This window comes from Nonomuraea sp. NPDC003707, from assembly GCF_053587055.1.
On record NZ_JBSFNK010000031.1, the window covers coordinates 14,415 to 30,589 of the forward strand.

At 70.6% G+C, this 16,175-nt stretch carries 15 protein-coding genes; 2 read left to right on the top strand and 13 right to left on the bottom strand.

Annotated features, from left to right (window positions below; translation table 11 throughout):
* The first annotated feature begins 28 nt into the window (after window positions 1–28).
* A complete protein-coding gene (locus ACWDRB_RS49625) occupies window positions 29–430 on the top strand; it encodes a hypothetical protein (RefSeq protein WP_449906684.1) in 402 nt (133 codons plus the stop codon).
* Window positions 431–455: 25 nt separating this feature from the next.
* Here ACWDRB_RS49625 and ACWDRB_RS49630 read toward each other — a convergent pair whose 3' ends face one another.
* From ACWDRB_RS49630 to ACWDRB_RS49660, 7 genes are all read right to left on the bottom strand, one after another.
* A complete protein-coding gene (locus ACWDRB_RS49630) occupies window positions 456–1,880 on the bottom strand; it encodes a sensor histidine kinase (RefSeq protein ID WP_449906687.1) in 1,425 nt (474 codons plus the stop codon).
* Window positions 1,877–2,137, bottom strand: a complete 261-nt coding sequence (locus tag ACWDRB_RS49635; protein ID WP_449906690.1) for a hypothetical protein — start codon at window positions 2,135–2,137, stop codon at window positions 1,877–1,879. Before ACWDRB_RS49635 ends, ACWDRB_RS49630 begins: the two co-directional genes overlap by 4 nt.
* A gap of 46 nt (window positions 2,138–2,183) precedes the next feature.
* Window positions 2,184–2,750, bottom strand: coding sequence for an NADPH-dependent FMN reductase (locus ACWDRB_RS49640; protein ID WP_355196270.1), 567 nt, complete (start codon window positions 2,748–2,750; stop codon window positions 2,184–2,186).
* 279 nt (window positions 2,751–3,029) lie between these two features.
* Entirely contained in the window at window positions 3,030–3,701 is a 672-nt protein-coding gene (locus tag ACWDRB_RS49645) for a nitroreductase (protein WP_449906693.1), read from the bottom strand.
* Between the two features lie 216 nt (window positions 3,702–3,917).
* Entirely contained in the window at window positions 3,918–4,388 is a 471-nt protein-coding gene (locus tag ACWDRB_RS49650; protein ID WP_449906696.1) for a MarR family winged helix-turn-helix transcriptional regulator, read from the bottom strand.
* A 60-nt stretch (window positions 4,389–4,448) separates the two neighbouring features.
* Window positions 4,449–5,333: an RNA polymerase sigma-70 factor gene (locus ACWDRB_RS49655; protein ID WP_449906699.1), complete on the bottom strand. Its 885-nt coding sequence runs from the start codon at window positions 5,331–5,333 to the stop codon at window positions 4,449–4,451.
* A gap of 77 nt (window positions 5,334–5,410) precedes the next feature.
* Window positions 5,411–6,586 (bottom strand): NAD(P)/FAD-dependent oxidoreductase, encoded by a 1,176-nt coding sequence (locus ACWDRB_RS49660; RefSeq protein ID WP_449906702.1) that lies wholly within the window; start codon window positions 6,584–6,586, stop codon window positions 5,411–5,413.
* Window positions 6,587–6,752: 166 nt separating this feature from the next.
* Here ACWDRB_RS49660 and ACWDRB_RS49665 point away from each other — a divergent pair, with 166 nt between their 5' ends.
* Complete coding sequence (locus tag ACWDRB_RS49665) at window positions 6,753–7,529, top strand: NAD(P)-binding domain-containing protein (protein WP_449906705.1); 777 nt, start codon at window positions 6,753–6,755, stop codon at window positions 7,527–7,529.
* A gap of 12 nt (window positions 7,530–7,541) precedes the next feature.
* Here the strand turns inward: ACWDRB_RS49665 and ACWDRB_RS49670 are convergent, their stop codons facing one another.
* The 6 genes from ACWDRB_RS49670 to ACWDRB_RS49695 are packed head-to-tail and all read right to left on the bottom strand — an operon-like array spanning window position 7,542 to window position 16,109.
* Entirely contained in the window at window positions 7,542–9,632 is a 2,091-nt protein-coding gene (locus ACWDRB_RS49670; protein WP_449906708.1) for an ABC transporter ATP-binding protein, read from the bottom strand.
* Complete coding sequence (locus ACWDRB_RS49675) at window positions 9,629–10,510, bottom strand: ABC transporter permease (RefSeq protein WP_449906711.1); 882 nt, start codon at window positions 10,508–10,510, stop codon at window positions 9,629–9,631. Before ACWDRB_RS49675 ends, ACWDRB_RS49670 begins: the two co-directional genes overlap by 4 nt.
* Before the next feature lie 4 nt (window positions 10,511–10,514).
* On the bottom strand, window positions 10,515–11,462 hold the full coding sequence (locus tag ACWDRB_RS49680; protein ID WP_449906713.1) for an ABC transporter permease: 948 nt from the start codon (window positions 11,460–11,462) through the stop codon (window positions 10,515–10,517).
* Window positions 11,463–11,474: 12 nt separating this feature from the next.
* Window positions 11,475–13,058: an ABC transporter substrate-binding protein gene (locus ACWDRB_RS49685; RefSeq protein ID WP_449906716.1), complete on the bottom strand. Its 1,584-nt coding sequence runs from the start codon at window positions 13,056–13,058 to the stop codon at window positions 11,475–11,477.
* A 52-nt stretch (window positions 13,059–13,110) separates the two neighbouring features.
* The gene (locus ACWDRB_RS49690; RefSeq protein ID WP_449906719.1) at window positions 13,111–15,519 is read right to left on the bottom strand and encodes a beta-glucosidase; all 2,409 of its coding nucleotides are present in this window, start codon (window positions 15,517–15,519) and stop codon (window positions 13,111–13,113) included.
* A complete protein-coding gene (locus tag ACWDRB_RS49695; RefSeq protein ID WP_449907115.1) occupies window positions 15,516–16,109 on the bottom strand; it encodes a TetR/AcrR family transcriptional regulator in 594 nt (197 codons plus the stop codon). The genes ACWDRB_RS49690 and ACWDRB_RS49695 overlap by 4 nt, the downstream gene beginning before the upstream one ends.
* Window positions 16,110–16,175 lie beyond the last annotated feature (66 nt).

Genomic DNA, 16,175 nt, shown 5'->3' on the forward strand with positions numbered 1-16,175 from the left:
GGCGCAATTGCCGGGCTGAGGAGGAGACATGGGTGAGGTCACTGTCACGGAGCGGCAGCCGGAGCCGGATCGGTCGGCGGCGACGGGCTGGTCGGTGGTGCCGGACTGGTCGGTGGTGCCGGTCGAGGAGCTGGTCGCTTACCGCGGGTCGGAGAACCGCATTCGGGTGTCCAGCGCGGCGCGGGCGATCACCGGGGATCCGGATCCAGGCGCCGCGATCGGCCGGCAGGAGGTGGCGCTGCTCGGCCGTGGGCTCCCGGTCCGCGTGACCCGGCTTGGCCGTCGCCACTCACCTGGTCCTCTCGTCCGTCATCGCCTGGCTCTGGACGACCGGCCTTCGAGGAGGCTGAGTGCCGAAATCAGCGGTAACGACCTGCGACTTCTTCGCCTGTTGGCGGTCAGGGCAGCGGGTTTGCCTTGCCGGCTGTAGGTCGTGCAAGCGCTGCGGCGTGTGGTCAGGCTCCAGGGTTCGGCGGGGCGGCCTGCTCGGCGGGGGTGCTCAGCGGCAGGCGCAGGACGAAGCCGGCCCCGCCGATCGCGGCCTGCTCGACGTGCAGGGTGCCGTGGTGGGCGGTGGCGATGTCCCGGGCGATGGCCAGGCCCAGGCCGGTGCCTCCGCGGTCGCGGCTGCGGGCGGCGTCGAGGCGGACGAACCGCTGGAAGATCCGTTCTCGGTCGGCCGGGGGCACCCCGTCGCCGTCGTCGCTCACCACCAGCTCGGCATGCGTTGCCGAGCTGCGAAGCCGTACCCGCACCTTGCTGGTGGCGTGCCGCTGTGCGTTGTCCAGCAGGTTGGTCAGCACCCTTGCGATCTGTCCTGGTACGGCGTCGACGACGACCCGTTCGGCCAGGTTCAGGGCTGCCGGGTGGCGATCGGTACGCCGGCCGGTCTCGGTGCGGATCAGGTCGGTCAGATCGACGTGCTGAGTGGCCTGGGGAGCGGTGGCGTCCAGCCGGGCGAGCAGGAGCAGGTCGGTCATGATGTCCTGAATCCGATCCAGGTCCTCCAGCGTGTGCCCGATCAGGTCGGGCAGGTCGGTGTCGCGGGGATGCATCTGGGCCTCCTCCAGGCGCACGCGCAGGCCGGCCAGCGGGGTGCGCAGCTCGTGGGAGGCGTCGGAGGCGAACTGGCGTTGCCGCTGCAGCGCCTGATGGGTCGAGGCTTTGGCCTGCTCCAGACGTCCGAGCGTGTGGTTGACGGTGCGCGCCAGTTGGGCGATCTCGCCGTGGCCGTGCGGTTGCGGGATGCGGATGCTCAGGTCGCTGACGTTGATCGCGGCCAGCTGTGCGCGGATGAGCTGGATCGGGCGCAACGTGCGGCTGGTGATCTTCCATGTCGCCGCGGTGGCCAGGAGGATCAGCAGCGCGATCTGGGCGATCCAGAGCAGTTGGAACGTCCGGGACGGCGCCACGGGCGAGACCATCCGGCCGGCGTAGACCACCGGGGAGGTGGGGGCGGGTGAGAGGCGGACGGCGGCCAGACGCAGGCACTGTCTGCCGCTGTTCTTGTCGCACACCTCGACGTCGGCCTGAGGGTGGTCCGGGGAGGGTCGTACCTGGCTCAGCGGGTCCCGACCGCGGGCCGCGGGAGAAGCGGCGATGACGCGGTGATCGGCTCCCACTACCTGGATCAGGTCGATGCCGGGTGTTTGCGTCTCGATCGTGCCGGTCAGATTCCGGCGCCCGGCCGCGGCGGCGGTGATCCCGGCTTGCTCGCGGGCACCCGACCAGCCGGGGTCGGCTGAGGCCTGCCCGGCGGCTGACGCTCCGACCATGCCCATCGGGACCAGTACGGCGATCGCCGTGGCCAAGGCCAGGACGGTGAGTCGGGCCGGGGTCGAGCGCAGGCGCGGCCGCCGCGGCGATGAGCCCGGACTCATGACGTCATCTCACCGCTTCGCAGATCGCCCGGCGCGCCGCACGCGTGCGCCAACCTGCCGGGCACTCGGCCGTTCAAGGCTCGCCGGCGGCGGTATTCCTCCTCGTCGATTTCATCGCGGATGAACAGGACGAGCAGCTGCCGTTCCTGCGGCGAGCAGTCCTGGCACGGGGCCGGTGTCCGCCTGTACAGCGACACCATGGCCAACGCCGCGGCGATGGCCGTGGTGAACAGGATCTGGCTGACGATCAAGGACATGGTTCTCCTCCCGGCGGTGATGATGAAGGCTCGCTCTCAGGGCGGCCTACAGGTCCGGGATGTCGTGGTGGTGGCGCCGGATGTGCGCCGTGAAGGCCCGCATGTATCCGGTCAGGAACTCGGCGACGGACGGCACCTGGATGTCGCCCTCGTCGTTGATCAGGCCCTTGGTGAACTGGATGTAGGCCTCGGGCTGACCCAGTACCGGGGAGTTGGTGAAGGACAGGATGGTCTTGAGGTGCTGCTGTGCGACCGCGGTGGAGATCTGGCCGGGTGAGGCTCCGATGATCGCGGACGGCTTGCCGTTCAGCACGTTGGATCCGTAGGGCCGGGTCGCCCAGTCGATGGCGTTCTTCAGCGCGCCCGGTACGGACCGGTTGTACTCGGGGGTGACGAACAGGAGGGCGTCGGAGGCTTTGATCGCGTCCTTGAACTCCTGGGCCACGGCGGGATAGTCCGGGTCGTAGTCGTAGCTGTACAGGGGAAGCTCGCCGATGGGGATCTCCGTGAGGCGGAGTTCCGGCGGCGCGAGGCGGCTCAGAGCCAGAGCGAGAGTCCGGTTGATCGACTTCTGGGACAGACTCCCGACGATGTAACCAACGATGTAAGTCATTGCGTTTCCTTTCAAGAAAAAGAGGTGGGAAGGAGGCCGTGCCGACGAGGTCTTCGGGCTGCCGGCCGCGTCGCGCTCACAGCAGTGCCGGGGAACGTCTTGCGCCTGTTCGGTGACGGCGAGACCCGGAGGGATCACGTCGGCGGAGATGCCGTAGCCGCCCAGTCCATGGGCGAGCCGGCCGCGACGTAGGGGGTCCGGAGCCGGATTTGACGACACGTGCCCATCAATCGAGGAGGGGGTACGTGCCGGTGAGGTTGATCTCGAGGACGCGCGGGGCTAGCCCTCGACGAACGCGATCGTCTCGTCGAGGGGCGCCCGGCCCGTACGGACGTACTCCACCGTGTCGTCCTCGAACCCGATCGACATGCCACAGAAGAGGATGAGGCCGTCCGGGGGTGACAGGATCTCCGCTACGGTCCTGCGATACACCGACCACGCCATCTGCGGGCAACTGTGCAGCCCTTCGGCGCGCAGCAGCAGCATGACGGTCTGCAGGTACATGCCGACGTCGGCCCATTGGGGCAGGCCCATGTCGCGGTCGATGTAGCAGAACAGGGCGGCGGGCGCGCCGAAACACTGCCAGTTCTCGGCAGCGGCCCTCTGGCGCGCCTCCCAGTCCTCACGCACGATGCCGAGTGCGCTGTAGCGCTCCTGGCCGAAGGCGGATCGGCGCTCGTGGTACGGGGTCTTCAGCGTGGGCGGGTACATCTCGTACTCGCGATCGTCCCAGGGGTCGCCTGCGGCCAGGCGCTTACCGGCGCGCTTCTTCAGCTCGGCCAGCGGCTCGCCGGTCAGCACGTACGCGTGCCATGGCTGGAGATTCGATCCGGACGGCGCCCAAGCCGCGGCGGACAGCACGCGCTCCAGCACCTCCCTCGGGACAGGCCGGTCGGTGAATCCGCGCACCGCCCGTCGGCTCGTGACTGCCTCGTAGACGTCCAAGATCACCTACCTCCTCAATGCATTGATTTCACTACATTCGAGACTGTATCACCAGCGATGGTATCATTCAATACTATCTGGCGACCGTACGAGCCCCGTACATCGCGGAGGGAATGAATTCAACGCTAGCCGACGAGGTGCGCAACGCCGCCGCCGGGGCAGGGAGGCGACAGTGGCGGCTCTCAAGGCCGAGCCCGCCAGGCAACCGGCACACGGACGCGCTTACGCCTCGCCGTCCGCTGGATAGGCGAACCGGGTCAGCAGATCCCTCAGGAGTTCGGCCTCGCCTGGCCCCAACGCGGCAACCAGACGCGCATCCACCGGCTCCGCCGCCACATGGGCCGCATCGAAGAGCTCGACGCCTTGAGGCGTGATCTCCACTGCCCGAACCCGTCGGTCCCCCGGAACGTTCTTGCGTACGGCCAGCCCCTTACGCTCCAGGTCGTCCACGACCCGCATGATTCCGGCCTTGTCCGACCCGGTCGCCGTCGCCAGGTCCCGCTGCACCGTGGGCCCGCGCTCGATCAGTACGATCAGCACGGCAAAATGCCGCAACTCTATGCCGAGCGGTCGAAGCGCCTCCGTCATCACCGTGGCCGCGCGCCAATGCGCCTGGCGCAGCAGCAGACCGAGAGCGAAAGGTGATGCATCCCCAGAGCGGTCGGTCGCTCTGGGGGGAACGTCGGCAGCCATCAACCCATGCTACCAGATGTATTCTCATTCGATACGGTATCGCATGAAATTAATGCACGGTCAGCGGGAGGTCAGAGGGGTTTCGGACTCGACGCGGGTGAGCTTCTCGGGGTTGCGGACGTAGTAGAGGCCGGTGACGCGGGCGTTCTCCACGCGGAAGGCCAGCACGCCGTCGATCACGCCGTCCAGGCGCAGGATGAGCCCGGGGTTGCCGTTGACCGTCGTGGGCTCACTGGTGAAGATGCCGCCGGCCTTGGCGACACTGCCGGCCATGTAACTGAGCACCTTGTCGGCGCCGACGACCGGCCGCAGGGCCGCCAGCTTGAGGCCGCCGCCGTCGCTGACGAAGACGACGTCCGGGGCGAGCACGTTGAGCAGCCCCTGCAGATCCCCGGTCGCGAGCGCGGTCCGGAACGAATCCAACGCTGCCCGGGCTTCTTCCGGGGAAGCCTGCGTGCGCGGCCGGCGGGCGTCGACGTGCCGGCGGGCGCGATAGGCGATCTGGCGTGCGGCGGCGGGGCTCTTGCCGATCGCGGCCGCGATGTCGTCGTAGCCGATGTCGAAAACCTCGTGCAGCACGAAGACGGCGCGTTCGGTCGGTGAGAGGGTTTCCAGGATGAACATGAGTGCCAGCGACAGGTTCTCGGACAGTTCGACGTCCTCGGCCACGTCCGGCGCGGTGAGCAGGGGCTCGGGCAGCCAGGGGCCGACGTAGGCCTCCTTGCGCCGTTTGAGGGTGCGTAGCCGGTTGAGTGCCTGCCGGGCCGTGATCCGCACCAGGTAGGCGCGCTGGTCCTGCACCTGCGCCAGGTCGACCTTGACCCACCGCAGCCAGGTCTCCTGGAGGACGTCCTCGGTGTCCGCCGCCGATCCGAGCATCTCGTAGGCGACGGTGAACAGCAGGTCGCGGTGGGCGACGAAAGCCTCGGTCGCGGGGTCGTTCATGTCGTGCGCTTCACTCTCTCGCGGTCGGCCCCACGTGCCGGAAGCAGGTCGTCGAAATGTACCCGGTCCGAAGGCGGCTAGACCGCGCCTCGTTCCGGCCTGGGCGTTTCGAGGCGGTCGGTGCTGTCGCCGTGGGATGCGCGGGAACTGGCCTTGCGTGCCCCGGACACCAACAGATCGAGAGGGAACCGGCAGGCGAACTCCTTGACCTTGGCACCGATTCGCCCGCTGATGTGGAGCCGGTTCACCTTGTCATCCAGGTAGGAGAACTGGGTGACGCCCGCGTTCCGACCGAGGCTGATGCACTGTCCGGCGAACATCAACCGGACGGGAGCGGGTGCTTTCCCCGCGATCCGGCGCAGGACGGTGGCGGCGGCCCCCGCACCCAGTTGCACGGCGGCCTGGCAGCTCATCCGGAAGGGCCGGTCCGTCATCGCCGCCGCGTCCCCGGCAGCGACGATGCGCACGTCGTCCACGCTGGTCAGCGTCGCGTCGGTGAGCAGGCGGCCTTCGGTGTCGGTGCGCAGCCCGCTGCGGGCGGCCAGGTCCGGGACACGGAATCCCGCGGTCCAGATCGTCACCGCGCTGGGCAGCCGGCGGCCGTCGTCGAGCTGTACGGCGTCGCGTGTCACTTCCGTCACCCGCGCGCGGGGACCTTCGAGGACGGTCACACCCAGCTCGGCGAGCCGGCGGGCGACCGGGCGGCGGCCCCGGGCATGCAGGTAGGGGCCGAGCACGTTGCCGCAGACCAGGGTGACCTTGCGGCCCAGTTCGGCCAGCTCGGCGGCGGTCTCCATTCCGGTCGGGCCGGCTCCGACCACGGTCACCGGAGCCGTGGCGGGCGTCGCGGCCAGCGCCGACCGCAGTCGTTCCGCCCTCTCGAGGTCCGACACCGAGTGAGCGAACTCTGCTGCTCCGGGCACGCCGGGATCAGCGGCGCCGCTGCCCACCGCGTAGACGAGGTAGTCGTAGGAGACCGTGCCACCGCCCGCCAGCGACACCCGGCGCTCAGCGGCGTCGATCCGGGTCGCGGTGTCGACCACCAGCCGGACGTTCCCGCCCAGAACCTCACCGAAGCCCTCGACCGCGTCATCGGAACCGGTCACGAGCTGGTGCAGGCGGATCCGCTCGACGAAGTCGGGACGTCGATTGACCAGGGTCACCGACACGCCATCGTGCCGGGCCAGGCGATTGGCCGCCATCACTCCCCCGTACCCGCCGCCGACCACGACCACCTCGACGTTCCCGTTCATGATGCCTCCCTCGTGTTATGGACTCGGCATGGAGACACCAGCCACGCATCCGGCGTAACGGCCTGCGGATGAGACATAGCGCACATCGGACGCAGCGGAAACGCCCCTGCGCGGCCGGCCTCCCGACGGTCATGCTCCTATGGAGAAGATCGCGACAGGTAAGACGATGGAGGAAGACACAGTGAAGCGCATCGGCATCATCGGGGTGGGCGAGATCGGCCGAGCCATCGTGGCGGGCCTGTGTGAGGGAGCCGGCCGGTCCCCCGAGGTGTTCCTCTCCCCCCGGGGAGCCGGCACGGTCGCGGCGCTGTCCGAGCGCTACGAGAGCGTGCGGGTGTGCGCCGGCAACCAGGAAGTGGTGGACGGCTCCGAGGTGGTGATCATCGCCGTACGCCGCCAGGACCGGCACGAAGCGCTGGCCGGTTTGAGGGTGGACGACGACAAGGTGGTGGTCAACGTGATGGCCGGGGTCGGCAACGACGACCTGCGCCGGACGCTCGTCACCGACGCCCCGCTGGTGCGGGCCATCCCCCTGCCCGCCGTACGCGAACGCCGCTCCGTCACGGTGACGTACCCGTCGCACCCGGTGGTGAACTCCCTCTTCGAGCACCTGGGCGGGGTGCTCCCGGTCGCGGACGAGGCGGCCTTCAACGTCTTGTCCGCGCTGACGGGAACGCTGACCACCCACTACTCGTATCTCGCCACGCTCACGTCGTGGACCGTCGGTCACGGCATCGACCCCGACGAGGCGGACCGCTACGTCCGCGGCCTCTTCCAGGGCGTCGGCGGTTCCCTGAGCGACGAGACCCGTTCGCTGCACCAGCTCGCGGCCGACCACGAGACCCCGAACGGGAACAACGAACGCATCCGCACCACCTGGTTCACCCCGGCCAACGCCGAAGCCCTCAACAAGGCCCTCGACGACCTCCTCGCCGATCTCTGAAGCCCGGTGGGTTCACCGCTGTCCGCCGGTCGCCACCAGCTCCCCGGCGAAGTGGCACGCGGCCAGTTGCCCGCCCGGGGTCTCGGCGAGCTGCGGCTCCTGCTCGGCGCAGATCGTCCGCTCGGGATGGGCCAGCGGGCCGATCGGGCAGCGTGTACGGAACCGGCAGCCCGACGGCGGGCTCTTCGGGCTGGGCAGGTCGCCGGTGAGCACGATGCGCTCGCGGCCGCGCGCCGTGGTGTCGGGCACCGGCGAGGACGACATGAGCGCGACCGTGTACGGATGCTGCGGAGCCGCGTAGACCGCCTCGACCGGGCCGGTTTCGACGATCTTGCCGAGATACATGACGGCGACCCGGTCGGACAGGTGCCGCACGACCGAGAGGTCGTGCGCGATGAACAGGTACCCGAGGCCGAGCTCGTCGCGCAGCGACTCCAGCAGGTTGATGATCTGCGCCTGGATCGACACGTCCAGTGCCGACACCGGCTCGTCGCAGATCAGCACCTTGGGTTGGACGGCCAGCGCGCGGGCGATGCCGATGCGCTGGCGCTGCCCGCCGGAGAAGGCGTGCGGGTAGCGGTCCAGGTGCGACTCGTTCAGGCCGACCCGCCGGATGAGCGCGTCCGCCTCCGCTGCCCGTTCGGCGACCGGCACGCCACGCATGTCGAGCGCCTCGTCGAGCGACTGCCTGATCGTGCGGCGCGGGTTGAGCGACGCGTACGGGTCCTGGAACACGTACTGCACCGTGGAGCGCAACGCCCGCGCGCCGGCCGGGGAGAATGCGTCGACGCCGTCGGAACCGACGCGGACCGTGCCCGCGGCCGGCCGGTTGATCCCGACGACCGTCCTGGCGAGGGTCGACTTGCCGCATCCGGACTCGCCGACCAGGCCCAGCGTCTCCCCGCCGGCGACCGTCAGGCTCACCCCGTCCACGGCGTACACGGGCTGTGAGCGGCCGAGCAGGCTCCTGCGGCCGGAGGCGACGTCGACCCGGAGGTTCTCCACGCTCAGCAGCGGGGTTCGGGCCTGTTCGGCCCGCGCGGCCGGGTCGGCGGTGACGAGCGTGAGCGGCGGTATGGGCGTGCCCTGATGGGTCACCCAGCAGGCGGCGGCGTGCCCTGGCGTGGCCAGGGGCAGCAGCTCGGGAACCTCGGCGCGGCAGCGGTCCTCGGCCAGCCGGCAGCGCGGGTGGAAGGCACACCCGGGCGGCAGCGCGGCGGGGTCCGGCGGGGCGCCGGGGATCGCCGGCAGCCGGTTGCCGCCCGCGGTGTCCATCCGCGGCATGGCCTTGAGCAGGTCGGCGGTGTACGGATGCTCCTGCCGCGCGAAGATCGTCTCGACGGGTCCCCGCTCCACGACCCGGCCGCCGTACATGACGACGACGTCGTCGCACATCTCGGCCACCACGCCCATGTCATGGGTGATCATGAGTACGGCGATGCCCAGCTCGTCGCGCAACTGCTTGAGCAGGCGCAGGATCTGCGCCTGGATGGTGACGTCCAGGGCCGTGGTCGGCTCGTCGGCGATCAGCAGAGACGGCGAGCCCGCCAGCGCGATGGCGATCACGGCGCGCTGGCGCATGCCGCCGGAGAACTGGTGCGGGTAGTCGTCGATCTTGCGTTCGGCGTCCGGGATCCCGACCTGCCGGAGCAGTTCGAGTGCCCGTACGCGGGCCGCGCGCTTGCCCGTGCCGTGCACGGTGAGGGCTTCGACGACCTGCGCGCCCACCGTGAGGACCGGGTTGAGCGCGGACTGCGGGTCCTGGAACACCATCGCGATCTCGGCCCCGCGGATGCGGCGCATCTCCTCCTCGGACAGCCCGAGCAGGTCGCGGCCGCCGAAGCGGATCTCGCCGGCGGCGATCCGGCCCGGTCGGGGCACCATCCGCAGGATCGAGCGGGCGGTCACCGACTTGCCCGAGCCGGACTCGCCGACCACGCCGAGGATCTGGCCCGGTCGCAGGGTGAGGTCGACGTCGTTGACGGCGTGGACGATCCCCGCGCCGGTCGCGAACTCGGTGCGCAGCCCGCGGACCTCGAGCAGGACGTCCGCGTCGGGACGCGCCGGGGCCGCCGGCGCAACGCCGTGGGAGTGAGTGGTCATTTCCGCAGCACCGCCTTGTTGAGCGCGTTGGACAGCAGGGTGAACGCCAACGCGAGGAGCAGCAGCACCAGGCCGGGCCCGAGCACGTACGCGGGGTGCACCTCGATGTAGCGGGCGCCGACGTTGAGCATCGCGCCCAGCGACGGGACGGGCGGCTTGATGCCGAGACCCACGATGCTCAGGCCGGATACGATGAAGATCGCGACCACCATGTAGACGGCGGCGCCGACGACGATCGGGTCCATGATGTTCGGCAGCACGTGCCGCACCAGCACGGTGCGCTTGCGCACGCCGAGCACCTTGGCGGCCAGCACGTACTCGCGCTCCTGCTCGACCTGGAGCCCGGCCCGCGACAGCCGCCCGAACCCGGGCAGGCCGCTGATCAGCACGGCCACGAACAGCGAGAGCCAGCCCGTGCCGAGCACGAGGACGACGCTCATGCCGAGCACCAGCCCCGGGAAGCCGAGGATGATGTCGAGCGCGCGCTGCATCGCGGCGCCGAGCAAGCGCGAGACCACGCCGGTGAGCCCCATGAGCGTCCCGATGACGGCGCTCACCGGCACCGCTGCCAGGATCAGGCTCAGATCCGTACGAAGGCCGTAGATCGTACGGGCGAGGATGTCGCGGCCCAGCTCGTCGGTGCCCATCCAGTGCGCGGCCGAGGCACCGGCCAGCGAGTCGCCGCTCTGGTCGTCGTACCCGCCGGGGAACAGCACCGGCGCCAGGAGGGCGACCGCGACGAGGGCCAGCAGCAGCCCGGCACCGAACGCGCCGCGCGGGGTGCGCAGCGCGGTGAGGTACTGCATCAGCGCCCCGGCGCCGGGCCGGCGCGGCACCGCCGGCGCGGGGGTGCCGGGTGCGGTGACGGTGGTGGTCATGGTTTCACGCTCCCAACCTGACGCGGGGGTCCAGGACCGCCATGGCGATCTCTGTGAGCAGCTGCACGACCACCGCGATCAGCACCGTGCCGACGATGATCACCTGTACGAGGTTGTAGTCCGCGCTGAGCACGCCCGAGACCCCGAGCTGCCCGATCCCGTTCCTCGCGAAGATCATCTCGATGACGACGGCGCCGGCCAGCATGTCGCCGAACCGCATGCCGATCGTGACGGCGGCGGGCCCGAGGCTGTTGCGGACGACGTGGCGCAGGGTGATCCACCTTCGTGGCACGCCCTTGGCCACGGCGAGGTCGACGTAGTCCTGCCGCCACGCGTTGTCCATCGAGGACTGGACGAGCATGGCGACGTGACCGCCCATCGGCACCGCCATCGCCACCGCGGGCAGGATCAGGTACTGCATGCCGATCACCGGGTCGTCCAGCACCGCGACCTCCCCGCTGATCGGCAGCAGGCGGAAGACCACCCCGAACAGGATGATCAGCAGCAGGCCGAAGAGGAAGGGCGGCATCGCCAGGAGCACGGTGTTGCTCGCGTCGGCGGTGAACCGGGACAGCCGCGAACGCGCCGACCCGGCGAAGATCCCGAGCCCGAGCGAGACCGCGACCAGGAGGATCGTGGCCGCGACGGTCAGCTCGAACGTGCTCTCCACCCTGCTGCCGATCAGCTCGGCGACCGGGCGCTTGAACTGCAGCGACTGGCCCAGGTCGCCGGTGAGCAGCCCGCCCATCCAGTGGACGTACTGCTCGGCCAGGGGGCGGTCCAGCCCCATTTCGACGCGGATCGCCGCGACCTGCTCCGCGGTGGCCTCCGGCCCCGCCGCGATGGCGGCCGGATCACCGGGCGCCAGGCGGGGCAGGAGGAAGGCGATGGCGGTCGTCGCCACCAGGACGAGCAGGACCGACGGCAGGCGCCGGATCAGGAAGTGGATCATGCTCGGCCTCGTTCACCGGGTGAGGTAGGCGGCGCGCATGGAGCGGCCGTAGCGGCTGACCAGGATGTCCCTCGCGGCGTCCGCGCGCACGACCGTGGCCGGCACGATGGCGATGGTCTGGAGGAAGGCGGCGTCGAGCAGGTACTGCGAGAGGTCCTTCAGCCGCTGCGCCGTCTCGCTCTCGTCGACGCTGTCGATCAGCGCCTGCGCCCGCTCGCGGTAACCGGCGTCGGCGTAGTTCGAGGTGTTCTTGGCCGGCCGCAGGTCCGGATATCCGTACAGCGAGAGCGCCGGCGGCAGCTTGGCCACCGCGGTCCAAGTCAGGAACGCGGGCCCCAGCTTGCCGGCGATCCTGCGCGGCTCGAACTCCGCGGGGGGCAGTTCGAGCGCCGACGGACGGAGGCCGACGTCCGTCAGGTTGCGCGACACGATCTCGATCACGTTGCGCGGCACCGGCAGCGCGTGGACGGCGATCTCGACGCGGGCCCCGGCCGCCCCGGCGTCCTCGATCATCTTCTTCGCGCGGTCCGGCTGGTAGGCGTAGGTGGCGGCGAGCTCCGCGGGGTAGCCGGTCGCGTCCTCGCTCCATGGCAGGCTGGTCGTCGTGCCCACCCCGCCGAAGACCTGCTGGTTGATGCGCTGGCGATCGATCGCGTAGCCGATGGCCCGGCGCACCTCGGGCTTGTCGAAGGGCGCCTTGGTGACGTCGAAGCCCAGCGCGTACACGAGCCCGTGGTTGAGGTCGAGGTGGAACTTCTTGTCGTCGACGACCGTCTTGGCGTCCTGGATGTTGAGCCCGTTCGCCAGGTGCGCGCGGCCTGAGCGCAGCGCCGCCAGCTGGGCGGTGGAGTCGCCGATGACCGTGAGCTCGATGCCGTCGAGGTAGGGCAGCCCCTGCTCCCAGTACGCGTCGTTGCGCGTCATCTTGATCTCCGTGCCGGCCTTGTAGCCGGACCAGAGGAACGGTCCCGTACCGATGACCTTCGACCCGTCCGCGAGCCCCTTGTAGCTCTCGCGGTCGATGATCGGTGTCGAGTCGAGGATGTCCAGCACCACTTCCTGGAGCGGCCGCGGCGAGGTGATCGTGACCTCGTGCTGGCCGGTGGCGCTCGCCTTCCAGCCCTTCATCGCGCCGCCGAGCGTGGCCAGGCCGTCGCCCGCCATCTCGCGTTCGAGGGTGAACACGACGTCTTCCGCGCCGAAGGCACGGCCGCCGTGGAACTTGACACCCTCGCGCAGCGACAGCACCAGCGTCCGGTTGTCGTCCCGCAGCTCCCACTTCGTCGCCAGCAGGGGCTGCGGCTTGTTGTCCTGGTCGACCATGACCAGCGTCTCCAGGACGTTGCGGTTCCAGAAGATGTTGCCGGGGCGGCCGGTGAAATAGGCCGCCGGGTCCGGCGGCGCGGCGACGGTGGCGACCAGGGTCCCGCCGCGGGTCGGGCCGCTCACCGCGCCGGCCGTCTTGCTCTCGTTCACCGCGGAGCGGCATCCGGCCAGGCCGGCCGCACCGAGGACGGCCAGCCCGCTGAGGAGCGTCCGGCGCGACAGGGCCGAAGCACCAGGGATGGAATCGACGTGGCGATTACTGGGGTACATCGCTGCACCACCTCACTTACTTTCTCTCGGGCCGGGGGGAAGACCCGGTTGATCACTCCTCGTGAACCTTGATCGACGTCGTGCCACGGATGTCCGCACAGGAGAATCCGATGGAGACTTCGAACGTTCCAGGCTCGACCGCCCAGTCGTGCCGTGCCACGTCCCAGTGCTGGAAGGCCTGGGGAGGCAGCGGGATCTCGGCGGTGAGCGTTTCGCCGGGTTCGCCGCGCACGACGGCGAACCCGGCCAGCCAGCGGGCGGGGCGGTCGACGCTCGAACCGGGCCGCGCCAGGTAGACCTGCAGCACCTGCTTGCCCGGCCGCGAACCGGTGTTGCGCACGGAGACCCGTACGGCCGCGTCCGGTCCGCTGTCGACGTCGACGAGCTCCCAGGACGTGTAGCCGACGCCGTGCCCGAACGGGTACGCGGGCTCGACCCCGGCGCGCAGCCACGCGCGGTAGCCGACATGGACCCCTTCGCCGTACTCCAGCCGGCCGTCCACGGGCGCCGTGTCCAGCACCGGAACGTCCTCGCCGCGGTCCGGCCACGTCATCGGCAGCCTGCCGCCGGGCTCGGCGTGACCGAGGAGCACGTCCGCCAGCGCGGCGCCGGACTCCTGCCCGCCGAACCACGTCACGAGCACCGCCGCGACGTCATGGCGCCACGGCAGCAGCACGGGGGCACCCGCGTTGACCACGACGACGGTGTTCGGGTTCTCCGCGGCGACCGCCCGCACCAGGTCGTCCTGCCCGTCGGGCAGCGACAGGTCCGCTCGGTCGAAGCCTTCGCTCTCGGTCTGCGAGCTGGTGCCGACCACGACGATCGCGACGTCCGCGGCCCTGGCCTGCTCGCGGGCGACGGCGAGCTCCTCGGCCGGGGACCGCCGCGGCGCCCGGGAGCGGATCGCGACGGCCGAGCCGGACTTCGGCATCCGCTGCCGCAGCAGCACCTCGACCGGCCTGCCCGCTTCGAGCGGCACGTCGAACGTGCGCACGGGCGGCGTGAGGATCTCCGCGCCCGGGCCGTCGTGCGTCGGCCGTACGTCGTCGTCGAGCAGGGTCCGGCCGTCGACGGCGAACACGATCCGGCCCGCCCCGCTGAGGCCGAGCTGCCACGTGCCCGAGACGTCCGGGACGATCCGGGTGGTCAGCTCGACGGTGGTGGCGCCAACGGGCACGTCGGCGCCGAGCCGTACGAGAGCGGCGCTCCGGCGATCCTCGCGCGTCACCTCGGCGCCCGTGTCGTCGAGCCAGCGGATCAGCACGGGCGCGCCGAGCATCCCGGGCGGCACCGGGGCGGGGTCGCCTTCGAGGTAGCTGCCGGCGGTGTAGGTCACCTGGACGCCGGGGGGCAGGGCGGCTTCGAGCCCGTCCAGCGGGGACACGACGTGGGTGGGCCGCACTTCGGCGCTGCCGCCGCCCTGGATGCGCGGGCTGCCGGCCAGCTCGCCGAACACGGCGACGCGGCGCAGGCGCTCCGGCGCGAGCGGCAGCAGGTCACCGGAGTTGTGCAGCAGCACGGTCGCGTCCGCGCCGGCGGCGCGCAGCTCGCCGCGTACGTCGACGGTGACCGGCGTACGGGTCACCGGCACCGAGTCGAGGGCGCCGAGCCGGGCGGCGAGCCGCAGCAGGTTCTTCACCTTCGCGTCCACCGCGGCCTCGCTGACCAGGCCGTCGGTGACGGCCTGCACCAGCGCGGCGCCCCACGGTCCGCCGGGGCCCGGCATGGTGAGGTCGAGGCCCGCCGAGGCGGCGGGCGCCACCGAGCGGGCGGCGTGCCAGTCGGACATGACGAGCCCGTCGAAGCCCCAGTCCGTGCGCAGCGGGCTGTCGAGCAGCTCGTGCTCGGTCATCGCGGTCCCGTTGACGGCGTTGTACGACGCCATGACCAGCCACGGCCGTTCATCACGGACGATGTGCTCGAACGGGGCGAGATACACCTCGCGCAGCGTGCGCTCGTCGAGGCGGACGTCGACGGTGGCGCGTTCGGTCTCCGAGTCGTTGGCGACGTAGTGCTTCACGGTCGCCGCCACGCCGTGCCGCTGGAGCGTTCCGACCAGCGCGCCGGCGAGCCGGGCGGTCAGGACCGGATCCTCCGACCACCACTCGAAATGGCGGCCGGCGAGCGGGCTGCGCTGGAGGTTCGCCGTGGGACCCAGCACCACGTCGACATCCTTGCGGGTGGCCTCCGCGGCGAGCACGCGCCCGGTCGCGGCGGCGCGGTCGACGTCCCAGCTCGCCGCGATCGCGGTCGGGCACGGCAGGCACGCCGACGGGGAGCCGTTGTCCCATTCCGGGCCGCGCACTCCGGCGGGCCCGTCCGACACGTTGATCTCGCGCAGCCCGATGGCCGGCTCCGCGTACGTGCGCCAGTGGGACTCCCCCGTCAGCAGCCGTACCTTCCGCGGGAGGTCGAGCTTGCCGACCAGGGCGTCAAGGTGCTCCTCGAGTCCGTCGTTCACCGGTCCTCCTTGATGATGAGTCGCTCGAGGTAGGCGGCCATGCGTCCGGGGAGGTCCATGGTGGGGTCGAGCAACCACTGGATCTGGAGGCCGTCCATCACGGCGATCATCTCGCCGGCCAGGACGACCGGGTCGAGCGTGGCGGGGAGCCGGCCCAGCTCCTGGTCGCGGCGGATGCGCTCGGCCACGCGCTCACGGACGCGGGCGTAGCGGCGCAGGAAGAACTCGCGGGCGGGGTGGCCCGGCTCGATGCTCTCCGCGGACTCCACGGCGTACAGACGCATCGCCGTCGGATCCTCGACGTTGTGGCGGCACAGCGAGATCAGCGCGTCCGCGACGGACATCTCCTGGAACATCGCGTCCATGTGGTCGCGGCTGTCCTCGTCACGACGTTCGAGGGCCGCGAGCAGCAACTCTTCCTTGTTCTTGAAGTGGTGGATCAGGCCGGGCTGGGAGATGCCGACCCGGGCCGCGATGTCGGCGAGCGAAACACCCCGGTAACCGCTGTCGCCGAACATCTCGGTGGCGACCCTGAGGATCTCCTCCCGCCGCACCCCTGGCGGCCTGCGGTTACGCACCGACGGTGCCACTCCTGACAAGAGATTCTCCTTGCGTTCTCGCGGTTTCGGCAGACCTTACCGAGTACTCGGTAAGGT

What these genes read in the sequence shown, in the direction of transcription:
- ACWDRB_RS49685 (WP_449906716.1), bottom strand. Translation starts at nt 13,058, where the DNA reads ATGTACCCCAGTAATCGCCACGTCGATTCCATCCCTGGTGCTTCGGCC.
- ACWDRB_RS49675 (WP_449906711.1), bottom strand. Translation starts at nt 10,510, where the DNA reads ATGACCACCACCGTCACCGCACCCGGCACCCCCGCGCCGGCGGTGCCG.
- ACWDRB_RS49660 (WP_449906702.1), bottom strand. Translation starts at nt 6,586, where the DNA reads ATGAACGGGAACGTCGAGGTGGTCGTGGTCGGCGGCGGGTACGGGGGA.
- ACWDRB_RS49635 (WP_449906690.1), bottom strand. Translation starts at nt 2,137, where the DNA reads ATGTCCTTGATCGTCAGCCAGATCCTGTTCACCACGGCCATCGCCGCG.
- ACWDRB_RS49650 (WP_449906696.1), bottom strand. Translation starts at nt 4,388, where the DNA reads ATGGCTGCCGACGTTCCCCCCAGAGCGACCGACCGCTCTGGGGATGCA.
- ACWDRB_RS49640 (WP_355196270.1), bottom strand. Translation starts at nt 2,750, where the DNA reads ATGACTTACATCGTTGGTTACATCGTCGGGAGTCTGTCCCAGAAGTCG.
- ACWDRB_RS49670 (WP_449906708.1), bottom strand. Translation starts at nt 9,632, where the DNA reads ATGACCACTCACTCCCACGGCGTTGCGCCGGCGGCCCCGGCGCGTCCC.
- ACWDRB_RS49630 (WP_449906687.1), bottom strand. Translation starts at nt 1,880, where the DNA reads ATGAGTCCGGGCTCATCGCCGCGGCGGCCGCGCCTGCGCTCGACCCCG.
- ACWDRB_RS49625 (WP_449906684.1), top strand. Translation starts at nt 29, where the DNA reads ATGGGTGAGGTCACTGTCACGGAGCGGCAGCCGGAGCCGGATCGGTCG.
- ACWDRB_RS49680 (WP_449906713.1), bottom strand. Translation starts at nt 11,462, where the DNA reads ATGATCCACTTCCTGATCCGGCGCCTGCCGTCGGTCCTGCTCGTCCTG.
- ACWDRB_RS49665 (WP_449906705.1), top strand. Translation starts at nt 6,753, where the DNA reads ATGGAGGAAGACACAGTGAAGCGCATCGGCATCATCGGGGTGGGCGAG.
- ACWDRB_RS49655 (WP_449906699.1), bottom strand. Translation starts at nt 5,333, where the DNA reads ATGAACGACCCCGCGACCGAGGCTTTCGTCGCCCACCGCGACCTGCTG.